Origin of the sequence: Streptomyces canus, from assembly GCF_030815415.1 — a bacterium.
Taxonomy (GTDB): Bacteria; Actinomycetota; Actinomycetes; order Streptomycetales; family Streptomycetaceae; genus Streptomyces; species Streptomyces canus_F.
This window is the reverse complement of record NZ_JAUSWW010000001.1, coordinates 6,940,126-6,954,484: the sequence shown is the minus strand read 5'-3', so window position 1 is coordinate 6,954,484 and position 14,359 is coordinate 6,940,126. Positions and strand designations below refer to the sequence as shown.

13 protein-coding genes are annotated in these 14,359 nt (G+C 68.7%); 6 read left to right on the top strand and 7 right to left on the bottom strand.

Annotated features, from left to right (window positions below; all coding sequences use genetic code 11):
- Positions 1–49: 49 nt before the first annotated feature.
- Entirely contained in the window at positions 50–844 is a 795-nt protein-coding gene (locus tag QF037_RS32115; RefSeq protein ID WP_307031239.1) for a hypothetical protein, read from the bottom strand.
- 188 nt (positions 845–1,032) lie between these two features.
- Positions 1,033–1,692: a sugar transferase gene (locus QF037_RS32110; protein WP_307031237.1), complete on the bottom strand. Its 660-nt coding sequence runs from the start codon at positions 1,690–1,692 to the stop codon at positions 1,033–1,035.
- A 191-nt stretch (positions 1,693–1,883) separates the two neighbouring features.
- Here QF037_RS32110 and QF037_RS32105 point away from each other — a divergent pair, with 191 nt between their 5' ends.
- From QF037_RS32105 to QF037_RS32080, 6 genes are all read left to right on the top strand, one after another.
- Positions 1,884–2,885: a UDP-glucuronic acid decarboxylase family protein gene (locus QF037_RS32105; protein ID WP_307031235.1), complete on the top strand. Its 1,002-nt coding sequence runs from the start codon at positions 1,884–1,886 to the stop codon at positions 2,883–2,885.
- Positions 2,886–2,935: 50 nt separating this feature from the next.
- On the top strand, positions 2,936–3,838 hold the full coding sequence (locus QF037_RS32100) for a WecB/TagA/CpsF family glycosyltransferase (RefSeq protein ID WP_307031233.1): 903 nt from the start codon (positions 2,936–2,938) through the stop codon (positions 3,836–3,838).
- A gap of 86 nt (positions 3,839–3,924) precedes the next feature.
- On the top strand, positions 3,925–4,647 hold the full coding sequence (locus tag QF037_RS32095) for a class I SAM-dependent methyltransferase (protein WP_307037476.1): 723 nt from the start codon (positions 3,925–3,927) through the stop codon (positions 4,645–4,647).
- A 95-nt stretch (positions 4,648–4,742) separates the two neighbouring features.
- On the top strand, positions 4,743–5,936 hold the full coding sequence (locus QF037_RS32090; protein ID WP_307031231.1) for a glycosyltransferase family 4 protein: 1,194 nt from the start codon (positions 4,743–4,745) through the stop codon (positions 5,934–5,936).
- A 77-nt stretch (positions 5,937–6,013) separates the two neighbouring features.
- The gene (locus tag QF037_RS32085) at positions 6,014–7,117 is read left to right on the top strand and encodes a glycosyltransferase (protein WP_307031228.1); all 1,104 of its coding nucleotides are present in this window, start codon (positions 6,014–6,016) and stop codon (positions 7,115–7,117) included.
- A 206-nt stretch (positions 7,118–7,323) separates the two neighbouring features.
- A complete protein-coding gene (locus QF037_RS32080; protein ID WP_307031226.1) occupies positions 7,324–8,046 on the top strand; it encodes a class I SAM-dependent methyltransferase in 723 nt (240 codons plus the stop codon).
- A 111-nt stretch (positions 8,047–8,157) separates the two neighbouring features.
- Here the strand turns inward: QF037_RS32080 and QF037_RS32075 are convergent, their stop codons facing one another.
- The 5 genes from QF037_RS32075 to QF037_RS32055 all read right to left on the bottom strand — a co-directional run bounded on the left by QF037_RS32075 (position 8,158) and on the right by QF037_RS32055 (position 14,209).
- On the bottom strand, positions 8,158–9,423 hold the full coding sequence (locus tag QF037_RS32075; protein WP_373463704.1) for an IS701 family transposase: 1,266 nt from the start codon (positions 9,421–9,423) through the stop codon (positions 8,158–8,160).
- A 64-nt stretch (positions 9,424–9,487) separates the two neighbouring features.
- The gene (locus tag QF037_RS32070) at positions 9,488–10,288 is read right to left on the bottom strand and encodes a glycosyltransferase (RefSeq protein WP_307031224.1); all 801 of its coding nucleotides are present in this window, start codon (positions 10,286–10,288) and stop codon (positions 9,488–9,490) included.
- 7 nt (positions 10,289–10,295) lie between these two features.
- Entirely contained in the window at positions 10,296–11,447 is a 1,152-nt protein-coding gene (locus QF037_RS32065; protein ID WP_307031222.1) for a glycosyltransferase, read from the bottom strand.
- Between the two features lies 1 nt (position 11,448).
- Positions 11,449–12,633: a hypothetical protein gene (locus tag QF037_RS32060; protein WP_307031220.1), complete on the bottom strand. Its 1,185-nt coding sequence runs from the start codon at positions 12,631–12,633 to the stop codon at positions 11,449–11,451.
- A 55-nt stretch (positions 12,634–12,688) separates the two neighbouring features.
- Complete coding sequence (locus tag QF037_RS32055; RefSeq protein WP_307031218.1) at positions 12,689–14,209, bottom strand: hypothetical protein; 1,521 nt, start codon at positions 14,207–14,209, stop codon at positions 12,689–12,691.
- Positions 14,210–14,359: the final 150 nt, after the last annotated feature.

Below are 14,359 nucleotides of genomic sequence, written 5' to 3'. Positions count from 1 at the left end.
GGGTTCGGGGTGTCTCCTGAGGCGCGGCATTCGCATGCTGCGGGCCGGCTCAGCCCTGTTCCGTGCGAGCGTGACGACGCCGTACGACCGTGACCGTCTTGACGGCAATGGCTGCCAGCCCTGCAGCCCCGCCCACCAGCGCCCAATTCGTGCCCGAGTCGGTCTCCGTTGGCACCGTGCCGCCACTCATGTGACTGGTCGCGTCGTAGTCGGCCAAAGCAAGCTCTCTCTGCTGGCTCGTCCCGGTGGAGCCAGGCTGCTCCACGGCGGCACCGGTTCTCAGGGCGAGGGTCTTTCCGTTCCCGGCGACCTTGACGGTGCCGGGGTACCCTTCGACGCCACCTTCCATGGGGAGGCTCGCCCCGTCCGCGTTTCGCCCCCCTTTCCCATGCCCATGCTTCGGCGTCACCATGACGGGAGCGGAGACGCTTCCCGACTCCTCGCCGGTGAGCGTGAACAGGTAAGGACCGGGACGGGTGTTCTTGGGCACTTGGAAGCACCCGAACACTGTGCCCCGCGCGTTGGCCCGGTAGGTCGCGTCCCGGTCCCTGCACTTGCCCCCGCCGCCTCCGCCGCCCCCGCTGCGGGACGGTCCGCTGAGGGTGGTCGAGGACTGCGGGACGAGCTCTGCGGTGACCACCTCGCCGGGCTCGAACCCCTCTGCGACGAAGTAGATCACCCCACCCGCGGGCACCGTGGCAGTGCTCAACTCCGGTGGGTAGGGCTGGTAAACATTCGTGGGCACCTCGGCATACGCGGACTGAGCGTTCACCAGCGGTACGGCGGCAACGAAGGTGGCGGCTGTGGCAGTCAGGACGGTCCGCCACAGCGAAGGCTTGATCATCTTGCACCAATCTTCCAGCTGCTCTCGTGTCCGGATGGCAGCGCCGCCAAAGAATCACCGATATATTTCTATATGCTGATATTTACCCTGGGGCTAACACGAGACGTCTCAAGACCCTCCCAATGGCCCACTCCCACGATCCACGCGGCCACATCCGCTCGTGTGGCCGCGGCTCGGCGCCGGCGGTGTCAGTAGGCGCCGTCGCCACGCAGTACGACAGGCAGTGTCCTCGCGAGGATGGCCAAGTCCTTCCGGATCGACCAGGTGTCGACGTATTCCAGGTCCAGGCGCAGGGCGTCCTCCCATACGAGGTCGGACCGGCCGCCGATCTGCCACAAGCCGGTGAGCCCCGGCCGGACCAGCAGGCGACGCCGGGCCTCCCCGGTGAACACCGAGTCCTCGACCGGCAACGGCCGAGGGCCGACCAATGACATATGCCCCATCAGCACATTGAGCAGTTGCGGCAGCTCGTCCAGGGAGTAGCGACGCAGCCAACGCCCCACAGGGGTGACACGGGGGTCCTCACGAATCTTGAACAGCTGCCCGTTGGCTTCGTTGCGGTCGGCCAGCGCCACCCGCAACCCCTCGGAGCCGAGCTGCATGGTGCGCAGCTTGAGGAGCTTGAACTCCTTGCCATGCCAGCCCGTGCGCCGCTGACGGAACAGCGCGGGCCCCGGAGTGTCGGCCCTCACGGCGATGACGGCCCCGAGGAGCACCGGCACCGCCAGCGCGAGCAGCACTACGGCCCCCACCATGTCGATGGTCCGTTTGGCCGCCCGTCCCGCCCATCGCCGCCAACGGCACGCATCCGGCCGGCGGCGAGCCGTCTCTGCAGCGGATACCGACATTTCCGTGCCCCTTCTCCTAGTACGACAGACGGGTGAAAGGCCGCTCCACCGCGAGGCATTTCCACGTACTTGCCGTCCCATTCGACTTAAATCTGATCAATAGAGAAACACGAGATCTCCCTGAATTTCGTCAATGACACTGCACTGCCCCCCGCCCACCAGCTTGGACGGGGCCTGCCGAGAGGACCTGCATGCGGGCGGTAGTAACGGGTGGGGCTGGGTTCATCGGCTCCCATCTTTGTGAGCGACTGCTCCACGCGGGCCACGACGTGGTCTGCGTGGACAACTTGATGACATCCAGCGTTGACAACATCGAACATCTCATGGGCGAGCGACACTTCCGGTTCTGCCGCTGGGACGTCACCCGGAGCCTGGACGTGCCGGGGCCGGTGGACGCAGTCCTCCATCTGGCCTCACCCGCCTCACCCGCGGACTACCTGAAACTGCCGCTGGAGACACTCCGTGTGGGCTCGGCCGGAACCTGGCACGCCCTGGACCTGGCCGCCGCGAAGCGTGCTCGATTCCTGCTGACCTCCACCTCCGAGTCGTACGGCGACCCCCTGATTCACCCTCAACCAGAGAGCTACTGGGGCCATGTGAACCCGGTCGGTCCGCGCTCGGTGTACGACGAAGCGAAGCGCTTCGGCGAGGCACTGACCATGGCGTACCGCAGGAGCCGCGGTGTCGACGCCAAGATCGTGCGCATCTTCAACACCTTCGGCCCGCGGATGCGCCCGGACGACGGGCGGGCCATTCCCACCTTCATTCGCCAGGCGCTGCGCGGAGAGCCGATCACCGTCACCGGAGACGGCAGTCAGACCCGGTCCCTGTGCTACGTCGATGATGTGGTCGACGGGTTGGTGCGGATGCTCGCCAGCAGCCATGGCGGACCGGTCAACCTGGGCAACCCGCACGAGGTCTCCATGCTCGAGCTGGCCCAGTGGATCAGCAAACTCACCGTATCCGCCTCCGAGATCACGCTGATCCCCCGACCTCAGGACGATCCGGAAAAGCGGCGCCCGGACATCACCTTGGCCCGCGACCTCCTGGAATGGGAGCCCACGACTCCGGTGGAGCGCGGCCTGTGCGACACCATCACCGACTTCCGACGCCGCCTGGCTTTCACCGAGTTCGCCAGGCACGACAAGGCGCCCGCCACGGTCCCGCCGAGCACCGAAGCCGCTTCCTCATGACCGCCGCCCCACCAAGCTCACGAACGACAGGGCTGACGTCGACCGCACCCGTGGTCGAGTGCCTGGGGGTACCCATCACCGCGCACACCCGCGAGAGTGCGGCCCGTCACATCGTGCACCTCGCCCATCGGATCCGCGCGGCCCGCCATGGGGACACCGGCGGACCGGACGCCCTCGGCGCCCCGCCCGGCAGTGACGTCCATCTGTCCAACGCGTACACGCTCGCCCTCGCGGACCGGGACCCCGAGCTGCACGGCATCCTGCGCTCGGCCTCTCTCAACCTGCCCGACGGACAGCCTGTCGTATGGGCCAACCAGCTGCTCCACCGCGGCGTCACCCTGCCGAGCACACGCGTCTACGGCCCCGACCTCCTGCTGGACGTCTTCGCCCTCAGCCGACACGCCGAACTGAACCACTACCTCCTCGGCTCCACGCCCCAGGTACTGAACGCGCTGCACCGGGAACTGCGACGGCGTTTTCCGGAAGCGCAGATCGTCGGCACCTGTTCCCCGCCCTTCCGGCCGTTGACCCCCCAGGATCTGCGGCAACAGGTGGAGGACATCCGTTCCGCCGCAGCGGACATCGTCTGGGTCGGTCTCGGCACCCCCAAGCAGGATCGCTGGGTCGCCGACCTGCGTGCCGCACTTCCCGTGGTGGCCGTCGCCGTGGGCGCCGCCTTCGACTTCATCGCCGGCACCAAGCGGCAGGCACCGCCCTGGATACAGCGCAACGGGCTGGAGTGGCTGTTCCGACTGGGCAGCGAGCCGCGACGGTTGTGGCGGCGGTACGTGTTCGGGAATGCGCGGTTCGTGCGCGGTGTGATGCGCCAGGCGAGCCGCCCGCTGAGAACCGGCGGCGGTGCGGTGCACCCGGCGGCCGATCGCCTGAATTCGGGCCAACTCGTTGGCGAAGTCCGGGAGATTCCCGGTGGGGTTCCTAGGGTACGGCCATGACGATCACTCCGGGGAAACCGTCGATTCGGGAACTGCAAGAGCGCGAGCATGGAGTCGGGCACGACTACTCAAAGGGCTCCCCGCATATCCGCCACCACACGATTCGTGACCGGCTGATCGGAAGCCTGCATGCCCTCGTACAGGGGGTCATCGACCGGAATGGGCAATGCCGAGTACTCGAACTGGGAGCTGGGCACGGCACCTTCACCGACCATCTGCTGGCTGCAGGCGCGCAGGTCACGTTGACGGAGATGAGCGAGCCGAGCGTCCGCTTTCTCCGGAGCCGGTTCCGGTGCAATCCGAACGTCACTGTGCTGTACGACAAGGACGGCACCTCGGCCCACCGAGCCGGGCCTGTCGACGCCGTCGTGTGCATCTCCGTCCTGCACCACATCCCGGACTACCTGCGCACCGTCGAGCAGCTCATCGATCAAGTCGTTCCCGGCGGCGCGTTCTTCAGCGCCCAGGATCCCCTCTGGTATCCCCGCCGCTCCCGGCTGTCCATGAGCCTGGACCGCAACGCGTACTTCCTCTGGCGACTCGGGCAGGGCCAACTCCGCCGCGGCCTCGCCACCCGCCTGCGCAGGTCGCGCGGCGTCTACGACCAGGCCAACGAGGCCGACATGGTCGAGTACCACGTCGTCCGCGACGGTGTGGACGAGGAGGCCCTGCGCGACCTGCTCGACCCGTCCTTCCAGGAAGTAGAGGTCAAGCGGTACTGGTCCACCCAGTCAGGGCTGCTGCAGGTCGCCGGAGAACGGTTCTTCCCAACGACGACCTTCGGCCTCGTCGCCGGGAACCGCCGGTGACACCATCATCATGCTTGATCAGCGACACGGATGCCGAGGATGGCCGAGTGAACGAGACAGCTCACCTCCGGGCCGAAGGTCCGCCCGGGCCTCCCGTGACCTACCGCGTGGCGCTGGTGCACAGCTTCTATTCCTCGCACCAGCCCAGCGGCGAGAACACAGTCGTGCTCGACCAAGCGGAGGCGCTGCGCGCCGCCGGACACGAGGTCACCATCGTTGCCGCGCACACCGACGCGTTGCAGGCTGAGCCGGGGTACACCCTGCGGGCTGCGGTCCGAGTCGCAACCGGCCACGGCCGATCGCCCCTGGCGGAACTGGAGCGACTGGCCCCTGATGTCGTTCATGTACATAACCTCTTCCCCAACTTCGGCACCAGCTGGCTGGAGCGCTGGCCTGGCGCCCTCGTGGCCACCGTGCACAACTACCGTCCGGCATGCGCGGCCGGGACACTCTTCCGTGACGAGAGGATGTGCACCGCATGTCCCGACGGCGACCGATGGGCCGGGCTACGGCACGGCTGCTACCGCGCCGCACGCAGCGCCACCTTCCCCCTCGCGTGGGCCGGCCGGAGAGGTCCGGCGATGCATCCCGTGCTGCGTCGCGCCAACCGATTGGTGGTGCTCTCCGAGTACAGCCGGAACTTCTACCTCGGTTTTGGTTTACCGCCCCGGAAACTCGCCCTGGTGCCCAACTTCGTCGACGCTTCAGGAGCCGTTCACACCATGGACTCCACCGTGGAAGAACCGGCGATGCGCTGGTTGTTCGCCGGCCGACTGAGCGAGGAGAAGGGCATCGTTCCGCTGCTGCAAAGCTGGCCGGAGAACGAACCGCTCGACGTGATCGGCTCCGGCCCGTTGGAGTCGGCTTGCAGAGCAGCCGCACCCAAAGGGGTGCGGCTCATCGGCGCGCTCTCACGTCAGCAGCTCCGGGACCGACTGCCCTGCTATACGGGCCTGATCTTCCCCAGTGTCTGTCCCGAGATGGCACCCGTCATCTGTCAGGAGGCCCTGGCCGCCGGGTTGCCGGTGCTGGCCCTGGCCGGGTCAGCCGCGGCGGACAGTGTGCTTCGCCACGGCACGGGTGCGGTCTACAAGGGCGCCCACGAGCTGCCGCACGCGCTCACTGCCGCCCACGAGCGCTTTCCCGCATTGCGTGAGCGCTGCCGGAGAGTGCACGCCGAGCGATACGCCGCACCGTCCTGGACGGCCACCATGGCCTCCGTCTACGCACAGGCCATCGAGTGTGCCACGGGGCCGCGGCGCATTGACATCGCGGAGGCGGCGTGCTGAGCAGAAGTGGTTCTCGGCGACGGGTCGTCGTCGTACAGCCGTACGTGCCCAACTATCGGGCCACCTTCTTCCAGCACGTGCAGACCTGCCTCGATGCCGAAGGTGTCGCCCTGGAAGTGCTGCACGGCCCTCCCCTGCCGGGTCATGAAGCCCGGCGGGACACAACTCCCTGCACCTGCACGGTGCAGGTGCCCGCCCGAAGGCTGCCCGCGCCCCGTGGGCGATACCTGATCTGGCATCAGGTACAGCGTCGAGCAGGTTCTGCCGACGTGGTCGTGCTGGAGCAGGCGCTGCACAATCTGGAGACGTATCCGCTCCTGCTGAAGCAGTTGGTCGGACGAGCGGCGGGGCGCGCTCCCCGGGTCGCCTTCTGGGGCCATGGCCGGACCTATACCAGACCCTCCAGCCGCCTGGGTTCCTCGATCAAGGACACGCTGACCCGGCGGGGCGCGTGGTTTTTCGCCTATACAGAGAGCGGAGCCGCTCACGTGGCATCGCGAGGTTTTCCCCGGGCCCGAATCACCGTGGTGCGCAACTCCGCCGACACCGCGGAACTGGCCGCCGACCGCGAGCGCGCCGAGCAGCCGGGGACGGCCGAGCATGCGGAAGCGGCGGCGCTACGGCAGCGGTACGGCCTGGTCGCCGGGCGCACCGCACTGTTCGTCGGTGGACTGGACAGGCCGAAGCGAATCCCGTTCCTGTTGGACTCCGCCGAGCGGATCGCCGATGAACTGCCTGGGTTTCGCCTACTGGTGGCCGGGGACGGCACTGAGCAGAGACTGGTGGCCGAGGCTGCCTCCCGTCCAGGAAGTCCAGTGGTCCCGGTAGGCCGCGCGACCGGGCGGAGCGCGGCCCTGCTCGGAGCTGTCAGCGACGTCATGCTGATGCCTGGAAGGGTCGGACTGTGCGCGGTCGACTCATTCGCCCTACGCACCCCGATCATCACAACCGACTGGCGTTGGCACGCGCCGGAATTCGAGTACCTGGTCAACGGCCGCAACGCCGCGATCACACCGGACCATCCGGCTGCCTTCGCCGCAGCCGCAGCCGCGTTGATGCACGACCCCGCCCGTCTGGCGTCGCTCAGCGCGGCCTGCGTGACGGACGCCGCCGACTACACGGCCGAGGGCATGGCCACACGATTCTGCGACGGCCTGCTGCGGCTGATCAGCAGACGATGATCCCGTCCAGCCGACTCACGACTCACAACTCATCGATTTCCTCGAGGTTTTGGCCTTCCACAGCCTGCTGTCACCGTTCGTGGTGGTGTGGCCGCGGGTCGGCGCCGGGCGCTCCGTAGCACCTGGACGGCCAAGGCTGAACTCGCTGAACAGCTGTACCGCGGGATCCTCGCGGACAGTCCCCCCACCCCAGACAGGAGCATGTCGTGACACCGAGCAGGTCCGCCGGAGAGACAGTGCGCACCATGCCGCTCATCGGGCCGGCGGTCGACGCCGTCCACCGTTCGGCCAGGCGACGGCTCTTCCCGGGGTCGCTCACCTACTGGGAGCAACGCTACGCAAAGGGAGGCACGTCGGGCCCCGGGTCGCAGGATGCGCTCGCCCGGTTCAAGGCCGAGGTGCTCAACCGGTTCGTCGCCGAGAACGGCGTGGCGTCGGTCGTCGAGTTCGGCTGCGGGGACGGCCGCCAGCTCGAACTCGCCGAATACCCCCGCTACCTCGGTCTCGACGTGTCCCCGGCAGGGCTTCGGGGCGCCGCCGCCCGGTTCGCCGGGGACTCCACCAAGAGCTTCCTGACGTTCAGTCCGAGGCTGTTCTCGGACCCCGCCGGTTTCCTGCGGGCGGACCTGGCGCTGTCGCTGGACGTCATCTTCCACTTGGTCGAGGACGACCTCTACGACCTGCATCTGTCGCAGGTGTTCGGGGCTGCCGGGCGGTTCGTGGTGCTCTACACGAGCGACTCGGACACCCTGGCCGCGCGTGGGCATGTCCCGCCGCATGTGCGCCACCGCCCGGTGGCGCGCGACGTGGTGGAGCGGTTTCCCCGGTGGCGGCTCCGCGAGAGGGTCGGGAACCGGTACCCCTGCACCGACTCGACCAGGCCCGACACCTCGTTCGCGGACTTCCTCGTCTACGAGGTGCGGGACTAGTAGGGCTTGGTCAGGTTCGTAGTGGTGTGGGTATGTCGCGGTGGCAGGTGGGGCAGGTGCCGGTCCAGGTGGCGAGGAGGGTCTGCAGGTCGCGGACCACTTGGTAGAGGCTCAGGCCTGCGTGGCGTCTTTTGGGTCTGGTGCCAGTCGTTGCAGGGTGCAGAAGGCGTGGGCGGCGGAGACGAGGGTGACGTGGTGGTGCCATCCGTTGAAGGTGCGGCCTTCGAAGTGGGCCAGTCCCAGGGCCTGTTTCATCTCGCGGTAGTCGTGCTCGATGCGCCAGCGGAGCTTGGCCAGCCGCACCAGCGTGGCCAGTGGCATGCCGGAGGGCAGGTTGGAGAGCCAGAACTGGACCGGCTCGGGCTCGGTCGCGGGCCATTCCGCCAGCAGCCACCGCACGGGCAGTTCAGGATCGTCGGTGGCCTTGCGGATGGCGCGGCCGGCCGGGCGGATCCGCAGGGCGACGAACCGCGAATACATACGCTTGAAGCCACTGACCCCCTTGCCCGGCCGGGAGCCTTCCCGCCACGACACCGGTCTCGCGGCCGTTCTCCCGGCCGCGATGACCAGGTCTTTCATGCTCTGCGCAGGCTCGGGGTACTGCATTTTGGGTGGCCGGCCGGTGCCCGCACAGTCGGGCTGGACGGGTTGGGCGTCGGCGGGCTGGGCGGTATGGCGGGAAGAAATCCCCACCGCGTAGGGCTGCTTGCGTTCCTCCAGGCCCAGCCGGAAGGCGGCGGCATCGCCGTATCCGGCGTCCGCGACGACCAGGGGGACGTCGATGCCCCACGACCGGGTCTCGTCGATCATGTCCAGGGCCAGCTGCCACTTCTCCACATGCCCCACCCCGTCGGGGATCCCGCACCGGCCGCGGCGGGCGATCTTGTCCGGGTCGGACTCCGGCGCGTCGGGATCCCAGGATGCGGGCAGGAACAGCCGCCAGTCGATCGCGGCCGAGGCACGGTCGTTGGCCAGGTGCAGCGAGACGCCCACCTGGCAGTTGGTGACCTTGCCCGCGGTGCCGGTGTACTGCCGCGACACACACGCCGACGCATCCCCGTCCTTGAGGAAGCCGGTGTCGTCGACGATCAACGCCTCGGGGCCGATCGCCTCGTGCATCCTCCAGGCCAGCCGGGCCCGCACGTGCGCGGGATCCCACGGGCTGGAGGTGATGAAGTGCGCCAGCGCCTGCCGGTTGCCGTCCTCACCCAGCCGGGCCGCCATCGGCTCCACCGACTTGCGCTGCCCGTCCAGCAGCAGCCCGCGCACATACGCCTGCCCCCACCGCCGCTGATCCGCACGGAAGAACCCGTCGAACAACTCCGCCGCGAACGCCTCCAAGTCCCCCCGGACCGAGGCCATCTCCTCAGGTGTCACACCACTCCAACGACACACACGCAGCATCAGACACGCACGCACAAGTGAAGATGACCAAGCCCTACTAGGACGTGGGTTGGTCGCGCGCTGTGGCATGGCGGCCGATATGGAACTGCAGTGCGCCCAAGGCCCGGCCGGCGTACTTGGCCGCCGGCCACCAGCACGCCTGAAGGGCACCCGCCACGGGCCCGAGGTGGCGGTTCATGACCCGGCGGCGCTCGCCGTACGGCTCGGGATTCGTCGCCGTCAAAGTGTCGGGGTGAGAGCGGTAGCAGGCCAGCGGGCGCGGGAGGTAGCGCAGCCTTCCGTACTCCCGCAGCCGTAGATGCAGGTCGAAGTCCATGGTGTAGCGCAGTGACGGATCGAGCATGCCGACTTGTCGTACGGCGGCCCGCCGGTACAGCGAGCCGGGCTGCCAGACGAAGTTCACGCCGTACGGGAGCAGCCAGGGGGCAAGCCTCCCGGGGCGCATGGTGTACAGGTCGTTCCCGCTGGAGTCGATGACGCCCACCCTGCCGTACACCATGGCCGCCGAGGGGGTTCGTTCGAGTTCTCCCACCGCCGCCGACAAGGATCCCACGGTGAGAAGGTCGTCGTCTCCCAGCCAGCCGAGGTAGTCGGTGTCGGCGTCCGTCCAGCCCTGGTTGACCGCGTTGCTGAGGCCACGGCCGCTTTCCGCGGCGTATCGGCACGGATGGCTCCGTACGAGTTCACGCAGTGCAGGGGAGGGCGCCGCCGGGCCGACGATCACCACCTCGGCCAGTTCGTCCTGGCGGCCGATCGAGGCCAGGCACTGTTCCAGATAGGTCAGGCGCCCACCCGTGGTCGGCACCACCAGGCGAACGCGTGGTCTGCGGTGTGTCATCAGAAGCTCACTTCCTCGTCTCGGCCGCGAGCAGGCCATGAGCGGACAGCAGTCCACGGAGCCGGGCGCCCTGGACCAGGAAGTCGAACCTGTCGACCGCCATGCTCCGCGCCGCCAGGCCCATGTCGTGTGCGATCGAGTCATCGGTCAGCACGGTGTCCAGGGCCTCCGCGAGCCGCCGGACGTCTCGTTGTGGGACGACCAGGCCGGTCGCACCGTGGACGACGGTCTCCGGGAGACCACCCGTGTCGAACACGACCGCCGGCCGTCCGTGGGCGGCGGCTTCACAGGCGACCAGGCCCAGTCCTTCCGACACACCCGTGGAGATCTCCACACTGGGCATGCACACCACACGGTGGCGTTTCATCAGCTCCAGGACGGTGCGATGCGGCAGTCCGCCGCCGAGGAGACGCACCACCGCCCCGGGTGGCAGCCGATCGGCCTGGCGCTGGAGGCCGGCTCGCTGCGGGCCGTCCCCGACGACGGTCACCTCCACCCGCCGGGACTGCGCGAGCGTGTCCACGGCCCGCAGCAGCAGGTCGCATCCCTTGTTCTCCACGAGGCGCCCGACGAACAGCACACCGGAACGGTCCGCGGCGCTGCCCAGGTCGGCGCCGTCCGGAATCGGCACCCCGAGGTGGTGGACGGCGACCCGTGACGGTGCGACGCCAGCCCGGACCAGACGGTCCCCGAGGAACCGTGATACCGGCAGAAAGAGCCGTACGGTCTCCAGCAGGCGCGACCAGTTGGCGGCCAGTTGCCGCATGCCCCGGGACCGGGGCGGGACGGTTCCTCCGAGACTCAGCAGGTCGGAGCCGTGACACATGGCCGCGAGTGGAATGCCGCTCCCCTCGGCGAGGCGGGCGACCCGCCAGGCGTTCTGCAGGTGATGGGCGATCAGCAGGTCGGGACGGAAAGCCCGTACGGCCGACTCCAGCCGGGGTGCCCGGCGTACGGACTTCCACACGAGCGCCTCGGCGGATCCGAGCGTCCGGTCGCGCCCGAGGACGAAGGTCCGCCCGGGCACCTCCATTCCCGGCACATGGTCGACGCCGAAAAGTGCCGTCTCGATGCCGCTCATCGCCTGGAGCTGATGGGCGACGAAGGTCTCCGAACGCGGCAGCACCCACTGGGAGTACCAGGCGACTCGCTGCGCCATGTCAACTCTTCGCTCTGTCGGGCCGGTTGAGATGGGCGACGGCGAGGACCACACTCCACGCGATCCCGAGCACGATCTCGTACCCGGGGGCCCAGGGGGAGAAGAAGAAGTCCCAGGTCAGCAGAAGCGTCATGAAGACGGCCAGAGGGTAGAGGAGTTGGTCGCTCGACTGCCATCTGCGCAGCACCGTCCGGTAGAGCATGAGCAGGACGAAGAACCAGGGCAGAAAGCCGAGGACACCGCCGCGAATCCAGGAAGCGAGGGCGAGGGAATGGGAATTGGTGCCGTTGTCGAAGAGCCGGCGCTGCTGCCCGAGGGAGATGTTCACGCCACGCTCGTACAGTTCCATGACGACGTCCTGCCGCTCCTGGGGCGACACGACCACGTCGGCGCCACGGCCGAGCAGGGGCTGTTCGGTGATGAGCTCCGCGGACATCATCATCTCGGGGCGGCTCGCCACCAGATAGCCGCCCTGGACCTGTGACTGGTAGTGCTGTTTGTCGTACTGCTCCTGGCCCAGCCAGCCTCGTTCGACGACGGCCGAGTAGGCGGTGGCGCAGAGCCATACGGCGAACAGACATACGCAGGCCGTCAGCGCCGCCCGGCCGATGGTGAGTCTTCGGTCCGGCCGCCGGGCGATCAGCACCGCCAGGGCCACCAGGCAGATCGCCGCGAGACTGCGGAATCCGAGAAACAGATGGAGGGCCGCCAGACCGGCCACCAGCAGCAGGGCCGCGGCCGGGTGCCCCCTGCGGCGAAGGGTGCCGACCGCGGCGAAGCAGATGATGGTGGACGGGACTCCCAGCCCGTATTTCCACGGGTCCTGTTCGAAGTACCCGGTCGGAGAGATGGTGAGGAACACGCAGTAGGCGGCGGAGGCGAGCACGGCGAGGCCCGCGACGCGGGAGGTGGAGCCATGAGCGAGACGCGACAGGACGAAGGCACCCACGCCCACCAGGGTCGGGAAGACGAGAGCGTTGAGCACCGCCTCTACGACGGGAACGTCCGCGCACAGGCTCGACGCCACCTGACCGGCGAACCAGAGGACCAGCAGGAGCGCCAGGACCCGGTTCTCCCGGCGCGCCATGATCCAGCGTTGGAGGCCCGGCATCGTCACGGCCGCGACCGCCACCAGGCCCGACACCGACAGATGAGTGCCCGGAAGCGTGAAGCGCACCGCCGCCATGCCGGTACCGACGACGGTGGCCAGCGGGGAAATCGGCGTGAACGGCGCACGCCTTTCAGGAGGGGCAGTCTCCTGCTGCCGATGGGTCTCGGGGTGGAATTCCGGTGCCCTCCGGTCCGCCGCAAGGCCCGCAGACGGTTGCGCCATGGTTCTCCTTCTGGATCAGGGTCCTGGACTTCTCAGAGGCCGGTTCGGCGGGCGGACGCGGGGTTCGGTCCGCGTGCAGGCGGGAGCGCACCATTCGGCGCCCCGGAAGGTAGATGCATCCGACGAGAGCGATGAAGGACGCGAGGGGCGGACCGGACGCACCGATCTCCCGACTCAGGACGATCGTCAGTGCCGTACTCACCACGGCCGCGGCGCAGCAGCAGACCGCCAGTCTTCGCAGCCCCGGGGGATCGGTCAGCAGCATCGCGTTCGGGTAGTTGCACGCATGGCCGAGGAGCAGCAGAGCGAAGGCTACGAACAGGCCCGTGGTTACCTCGATCCGATCCGACATCAGCCAGGAGACGACCAGCGGACCGAAGCCGACCAGGGCCGCCCCCATGCCGAGGCCCACGAGCGCGAAGAAGGCCGTCACCTGCTTCAGGTCGGCCGGGGTGACCGCTCCCTCGGATCCCCGGCGGCGCGCGTACGCGCCCCACAAGGCCAGTCCCATCATGCCGACGGCGCCGAACAGGGGGCCGTACAGCTGGGCCGCGGCGGAGTACGCCGCGACGCTGACCGGGCCGGCGACATGGCTGAGGACGACCCGGTCGCAGGAGTAGGCGACCGATGAGGCCAGTACCACCACCGTCATGGGTCCGGCGAAGTGCCAGACGCGGGCACTCGGTCGGCCGGGCCATGCGCTGAGGGCGACGTCCCTGAGGAGAGGGAGGCCGAGGACGCGGCCCGCCATCACGAGGGAGGCGGCGCCTGCCAGTCCCATTCCGACGAAGCCTGCGACGCAGTACGCCGCCGTCGGGCCGTGCAGCTGCGCCACGAGCGCGGTGACCGCCAACGCTGCGACACTTCCGCCGGCTTGCAGCAACAGGGCCAGGTGATTCAGGTTCAGCGCCGCGAGTACCCGGCTGCCGAGTCCGAACGGCAGCCCGAGGCCGAACACACAGAAGGCGACGACCGCGGCCGCGTTGGCCTCGGCGCTCTCCCGCACACCGAGCAGCGCGGGCCAGGCTCCGAAGATGCCCAGCCCCGTGCTGACCGCCACGACCAGCAGACCGAGGAGGAACAGGTTGCGGGCGCTGGTGGTGATCGTCCGGCGCGCGGCCTCGATCCCGAGGCTGTCCCGCCGCCCGCATGCGTCCATGACGGCCGCGCCCATCCCCAGGTCCCCGACGGGAAGCAGCTGAGGAAGCGTCACCACCAGGGAGAACAGTGCGTAACCGGCCACGCCGGTCTCGTCCACGACGATACGGGCCGAGATGATGCCGGCGGCGCCTGTCAGCGGAAGGGTCGCCAGCCGGACCACCAGGGAGGCGGACGCCAGGCCGACATAGGAGGTGTCCCCTGTCTCCCCGGCAGGGCGCACCAGCCGCTTCGCCAGGCCGATCCGCAACCTCGGCCGACGCTCAGCCATGCCCGGAAGCGCGTCTGAAATCACACATATTTACACAATATGCATAGAGGTGGCTGGAGACGGCTTTGCCATGCCGTTTCCGGCTCAGGTCGGGCCCACGCCCCCCGAGCGGCGGCACCCCCGCAGCCCAGGGCGTCCGCCGTAGCGGCG